The organism is Streptomyces durbertensis, assembly GCF_014156695.1.
Lineage (GTDB): Bacteria > Actinomycetota > Actinomycetes > Streptomycetales > Streptomycetaceae > Streptomyces > Streptomyces durbertensis.
In genome coordinates, this window is sequence record NZ_WMLF01000883.1 from 1 (window position 1) to 780 (window position 780).

The 780-nt window shown below is 73.7% G+C and carries 1 pseudogene; it reads left to right on the top strand.

The features are described from left to right. Positions 1 to 229: 229 nt before the first annotated feature. Positions 230 to 780 (top strand): annotated as a pseudogene (locus GL263_RS27455) (arsenic resistance protein); the annotation flags it as partial.

Consider the following 780-nt stretch of genomic DNA (forward strand, 5'->3'; position numbering starts at 1 on the left):
GACGAGTGCTTTCCTGGCGGGTCAACTCCGGGGCTTCCCCTCACCCCGTTGGCGGGTGGTGGGTGCGCGTCGGCAGGGCCGGACCGGTCCCGGTGGGGGGCCGAAGGTCCCCGGCGGCAGGGGAGGTGCGGCACCGGCGGGCTCGGCGGGGCTGCGGGTGGGCTCGGTAGCGTCTAGCGTCCGAGCCGTGGCGCCCGAACCGGGGGCGTCTCCAGCGGGAAGCCGAGGAATGTCGCTCACCGAACGTCTGCAGAGCCTGTTGGTGGCCGTGGCCGCGTTGGCCGGGCTCGGCGCGGGGCTGCTGTGGCCGGTCGGGGCGGTGGCGGGGTACGTGGTGCTGCCGGCGCTGCTGGTGATGCTCACCGCTGTGTTCGTGCGGATGGACGCGTCGCATGTGGGGGAGGTCCGGCAGGCGGGGACGCTGGTGGCGGCCAGCCTTGTGCTGAACTTCGTGTTCACGCCGGTGCTCGCCTGGGCGCTGGGCGCGGGGCTGCTCGGGGACGAGCCGGACCTGCGGATCGGGTTGCTGCTGTTGCTGGTGACGCCGTGCACGGACTGGTACCTGGTGTTCACGGCGATGGCGCGCGGTCACACGGGGATCGCCGCCGCGCTGCTGCCCGTGAACCTGGTGCTCCAGCTCGCGCTGCTGCCGGTGTACGTGCTGCTGCTGGGCGGGCGGGCGGCGATGGTCGACGCCGGGACGCTGGTGGAGTCGGTGCTGCTGGTGATGCTGGTGCCGTTGACGCTGGCGGTGCTGCTGCGGGTGGGGGTCGACCGGGC